The organism is Methylophaga sp. UBA1464, from assembly GCF_002325665.1.
Lineage (GTDB): Bacteria > Pseudomonadota > Gammaproteobacteria > Nitrosococcales > Methylophagaceae > Methylophaga.
In genome coordinates this window covers 9,609-14,069 of record NZ_DCSO01000087.1, presented here as the reverse complement: position 1 = coordinate 14,069, position 4,461 = coordinate 9,609, and the positions used below count along the sequence as shown (strand labels likewise).

Below are 4,461 nucleotides of genomic sequence, written 5' to 3'. Positions count from 1 at the left end.
ATAAAAGACGGCAAGTTACAGGTCAATGGTGTGCCCGCCACTCTCGGCGATCAAATTTCTGAAAGGGATAGGGTAACGCTTGAAGGGCGACCTTTATCATCCAAGCGGATCTGGCAGCAATCAATGCCGCAGGTATTGCTGTATCACAAACCGGTGGGTGAAGTCTGTACTCGCAGTGATCCGGAAGGTCGTAGAACTATTTACCAGTCCTTGCCTGTACCTGAAGAAGGTCGTTGGGTCAGTGTCGGTCGTCTTGATTTGAATACAAGTGGCTTGATTATCCTGACTACCGATGGTGAACTGGCTAATCAGTTAATGCATCCATCCAATGAGATGGATCGTGAATATGCCGTTCGTGTATTAGGCGATGTTACCTCGGAAATGATGCAGACGTTACGTGATGGTGTTGAACTGGAAGATGGCAAAGCGCATTTTTCTGATATTCAGCCCGGCGGTGGCGAAGGGGCTAACAGCTGGTTTCATGTGGTGATTCAGGAAGGCCGTAATCGTGAAGTCAGACGGCTATGGGAAAGTCAGGGTGTTCAGGTAAGTCGTTTGGTTCGTTTACGTTATGGACCAGTGATTATGCCGAATAAACTTAAACCTGGTCGTTGGATGATGCTGGAAGGGAAAGAGCTGGAATATCTGTATGAAGAAGCGGGATTAAAATCCAAACCCGGCAAGAAGGGAGCACCAGCAGAAAAAATTGCGGATAAAAAAGAAGTTCCTGTCGATAAAGCGCCTAAATCATCAAAGTGGCCTGATAAATCCGCAAAAGCGGCAACAAAGACCGCCCCCAGATCTGGTAAACGTGAAGCCCCAAAAACCAGAAAAGGGCCACGTATTCGTGGACGCAGTGAACATTAAAGGCTCACACTGGCCGTAACTACCTGATTACGCCCGGCAAATTTTGCCTGATACAACGCTTCATCAGCTTTAAGAAATAAGCTGTCAGCTGATTCTCCTACACATAATTCAGCCAGACCAATACTGATAGTGACGGGAAATTGTTGTTCACTATCGCTTTGATTTAAATCATTGATGGCGTGACGAAGTCGTTCTGCTGCCAGCAGAGCGGCTTCATGATGGCAATGACTGAGTACGATGGCAAATTCTTCACCACCAATACGAAACAATGCATCACTGCGTCTTAAGCTGGACAGTAATGTGTCAGCAACGCGGCATAAAGTCTCGTCACCGACCTGATGACCAAAGTTGTCATTTATCTGTTTAAAGTGATCGATATCTAAAACCAATAACGACAATGGCAGTTTTAACCTATGAGCCAGGTCAATTTCACGTTCAATGGTATTTTTATATGCTTGTCTGTTGGGAAGCTGGGTTAACGTATCAGTCAGAGCAGCATCTAAAGCGCGGGTATAAAGCAGACTGTTTCTGAGTGGGTAAACCAGTTTGCACAATAAATCCTCAACCAGGTTAATTTCTGTACTGGAAAAACGATAAGCACGGCTTATAGTCAGTTGACCAAGATACTCATGGTCAATTTCCAGTTGATAATTGCATTTATGATGGCGTTTTGCGCCCAATCTGAACTCAAATTTATTATCAGGATGCGTAAACTGCAGGCCACTGTGAGCGAGCAAAGGTTTGATCTGTTCATCAAACAGTCTGAGTAACTGTCTGGTATCCAGGGATGTCTGTAAAATTAAAGGTAATTTAGCTAACGCATCATCGCGTTCAGCGGAAATCGGGCCTGCTTGTATAACCGAAACCGTATTCTGTTCCAGTCGACGCAAATTTGTGGTGTCTGATGGCAGTGAATGAATCATGTGCACGCTCGTAAATAAGATAATTTACAATAACCATGCTAAATATGTGCCATGGTTTAAATTACTAATATTTACAAGGTGTTATGTAGTTAAGCCAAAACTTTGACGGGTAATTCCATCTGCGCATTCAAACATTGACCATGTAAATGGCCGCTTTGTGCGCTGGCAAGATAGAGATAGGCCGGAATGACGGCGGTGGGTTCCGGCAAGTGCTGTGGATCAGCTGCTGGGTAAACCCGGGCATGCAGTTTGGTTTTTACCTGACCGGGGTCAATACAATTCACCCGGACTTTAGCGGCAGCTTCAGTTTCCAGTGATAATTGGTGGCAGAAACACTCTAAGGCGGCTTTACTCAAGCCATAGGCGCCACGATAGGCCTTATCATGTTGGCTGTCAGTGGTGAAAATAATAAAGCTTTGCTCAGCCGTTTCCTGCAACAATGGAAGACATGAATGAGTCAGTAAGAAAGCTGCAGTCAGGTTAACCTGCAGGGTTTCCGTCCATTGTTTAATATCCTGATTGGCTATGGGGGCTAACTGTCCAACATCCGCTGCACAATGAACTAAACCATCAAGGCGGCCAAAGGTTTCTTTGATGGTGTGAGCGAGTTGTTGGTAATTCTCTGCATTTGCCCCTTTAAAATCGATGGGAAATATAGCGGGTTCAATGCCACTTTCCTGCAGAATAAGATCGTAAAGCTTTTCCAACTGGGAAATATGTTTGTCGAGCAGAATGATCGTTGCGCCATGCCGAGCGTAAGCCAGTGCGACTTCGCTACCGATGCCACCTAGGGCACCGGTAACAAGCACAACCTGCCCGCTGAGTATGGACTGCTCAGCTTGGGATAACATGGCGAATTTTATTCAGATTTAGGAACGATACGGCCGTAAGTGACTTTGCCATCTAATAATTGGGCAATAATCAATGCGTCATCATTATGCCATTCCAGAGTTTCCATATTCATTTGATCAAGCGTTCTTTCTTGAGCAATATCAGGCTCGCCGTAAGTCGAGATAAGCTCATCTCTGGTCATACCGGCCTGGATGCCATTTTCATTTTCTTCGGTTACTGCTTCAGCAGCTTCCGGTGCAGATTCTACTGTTGCAGGAGCTGATGTCTCTGTTTCACTGCTATCGGTGACAGCGTTGTCGCTTTCATTGCTACAGGCGATCAGGGCCAGACTCAAAAAAAGACCGGTAAAAATTAAACGCATACGATTTAACATGGCATCCCCTCTTTAGGTTTAAATGAACTAATGGGCGAGTATAACAAGCAATTACGACTATATCGACAGGTTGTTAGGGTAAATTTCCCACTAAAATATTTTCTGCCGCTCGATAACCATTCATTACAGCACTTTCCAATGTAGCAGGATAAGCGTTTTCTGCATAATCTCCAGCTATCCAGAGCCCATTTATTATGGTTTTACAGCTAGGTCTCTGGCTGTTATCAACCACCCCGCAACTGAAAGTGGCTCGTTTTTCCCGGATTACATGTGTTGCCAGATAATGATGGGGAAGTTCAGGCAAAATTCCTGTTAAATCAGTGATAACCTGTTCAATGAGCTGTAGTTTTGTTAGCAATTCATGCTCTCCTGGCCCACTGATAACGACTGCAATCAGGCCGGGGGATTGATCTGAGCGGTCAAAGATCCATTGAGATAAGCTATTACTCAAACCGATGATAGGGGCTTTTAATCTAAATTGCGCCGAATACTGCAGATACACCGTGGTTATAGGATATTCAGTAACTTTCGGTAAGTTAAGCTGCTTACCTAAAAGTTTATGCAGAATACGGGGTGACACCGCGACAATGATATTTTCTGTGTTAATAAATTCATCTTTACTGGTGATTACACCAGTGACTTTTCCAGCATCAATTACGATTTTCTCAATACGGGACTGCAATCGCACTTCACCGCCCTGGTTGAGAATAAATTTGTTGCATGGTTCTGGAAGTACCTTGCCGAGGGGTTTGTTAGGGATTAGCAAATCGGCAGATTGCCTGTCTGCAGCAAGGCTATCCTTCAAAGTGGCAGCAAAAACACTGGCTGACGCCTGACTTATTGGAGTGTTCATAATCGCCAGACACAACGGGACCCATAATTGCGAGATGATGCGTGACGATTGGTTTGTCTGTCTGCACCATTGTTCTACTGTAAGGTGTGGTGAAACGGATGATGAATTTATCTGTCTGGCAATTCGCAAAAAGCTCATTAAGCCTTGCCAACCGAGACTGCTATATAACTTTGGCAATATTGCAATTGGCCAAGGTAATAACCTCGTGGTGGATAAATGGAGTGGAGAAAAGTAAGGATCAAGGATTTGCAGATCTAATGACTTGCGCTGAAACACGCTGTTTTCTTCTATGCCAACCCGATGAAGCAGATCCAGCATATGTCGGTATGCACCAATCATCAAATGTTGGCCATTATCAATGTCAATATCTTGCCATCTGACCGTTCGTGCCCGTCCGCCAAGTTGTTTTGCTGCTTCAAAAACTATGGGGTTTTGGCCTTTTTCAGCTAAGCGAACTGCCGCAGCAAGGCCGCTCCAGCCACCTCCAATAATAAGGGTTTGCATATTAGCGATGGCTTTTGATGCGCTTTTTTTCACGACGCAGGGTTCGCCAGGCCAGCCACAATTTACGGATTGGAGTAAGCGATATTCGC

Annotated in this window: 5 protein-coding genes; 1 reads left to right on the top strand and 4 read right to left on the bottom strand. The window is 45.0% G+C overall.

Annotated elements, in window-relative coordinates:
* Positions 1-867 (top strand): pseudouridine synthase (locus tag B3O33_RS11290; RefSeq protein WP_292363608.1); only part of this gene is annotated, 867 nt, incomplete at its 5' end.
* Here the strand turns inward: B3O33_RS11290 and B3O33_RS11285 are convergent.
* From B3O33_RS11285 to hpnE, 4 genes are all read right to left on the bottom strand, one after another.
* Entirely contained in the window at positions 864-1,790 is a 927-nt protein-coding gene (locus B3O33_RS11285) for a GGDEF domain-containing protein (RefSeq protein ID WP_292360588.1), read from the bottom strand. The genes B3O33_RS11290 and B3O33_RS11285 overlap by 4 nt on opposite strands.
* An 89-nt stretch (positions 1,791-1,879) precedes the next feature.
* Entirely contained in the window at positions 1,880-2,641 is a 762-nt protein-coding gene (locus B3O33_RS11280; protein WP_292360586.1) for an SDR family NAD(P)-dependent oxidoreductase, read from the bottom strand.
* Positions 2,642-2,649: 8 nt separating this feature from the next.
* Positions 2,650-3,015, bottom strand: a complete 366-nt coding sequence (locus B3O33_RS11275) for a hypothetical protein (RefSeq protein WP_292360584.1) — start codon at positions 3,013-3,015, stop codon at positions 2,650-2,652.
* A gap of 73 nt (positions 3,016-3,088) precedes the next feature.
* The coding region (gene hpnE / locus B3O33_RS11270; protein ID WP_292363606.1) for a hydroxysqualene dehydroxylase HpnE at positions 3,089-4,461 on the bottom strand (1,373 nt) is incomplete at its 5' end.

What these genes read in the sequence shown, in the direction of transcription:
- B3O33_RS11285 (WP_292360588.1), bottom strand. Translation starts at nt 1,790, where the DNA reads ATGATTCATTCACTGCCATCAGACACCACAAATTTGCGTCGACTGGAA.
- B3O33_RS11280 (WP_292360586.1), bottom strand. Translation starts at nt 2,641, where the DNA reads ATGTTATCCCAAGCTGAGCAGTCCATACTCAGCGGGCAGGTTGTGCTT.
- B3O33_RS11275 (WP_292360584.1), bottom strand. Translation starts at nt 3,015, where the DNA reads ATGTTAAATCGTATGCGTTTAATTTTTACCGGTCTTTTTTTGAGTCTG.